1 protein-coding gene is annotated in these 255 nt (G+C 65.5%); it reads left to right on the top strand.

What is annotated here, in order from left to right; translation table 11 throughout:
- Positions 1-255, top strand: a 255-nt coding sequence (locus H3O04_RS35910; RefSeq protein ID WP_202589566.1) for a 4Fe-4S dicluster domain-containing protein, incomplete at both ends; no start/stop codon positions are given.

The raw sequence follows: 255 nt of genomic DNA, 5'->3' as shown, positions 1-255 counted from the left end.
CGGACGGCAAGCTGACGTTCGACCGGCTGTCGTCGGTGTTCATCTCGAACACGAACCACGAGGAGAACCAGCCGGCGCACCTGACGCTGAAGGACGCGAGCGTGCCGGTGAACGTGAACCTGCGCACGTACGCGGGGCCGGAGGCGCGCTTCTGCCCGGCGGCGGTGTACGAGTTCGTGAAGAACGACGACGGCGGCGATCGGCTCGTGATCAACGCGCAGAACTGCGTGCACTGCAAGACCTGCGACATCAAGG

It is taken from the genome of Burkholderia sp. KCJ3K979 (assembly GCF_016759955.1).
Taxonomy (GTDB): domain Bacteria; phylum Pseudomonadota; class Gammaproteobacteria; order Burkholderiales; family Burkholderiaceae; genus Burkholderia; species Burkholderia orbicola.
This window is presented reverse-complemented; position numbering and strand designations above follow the sequence as displayed.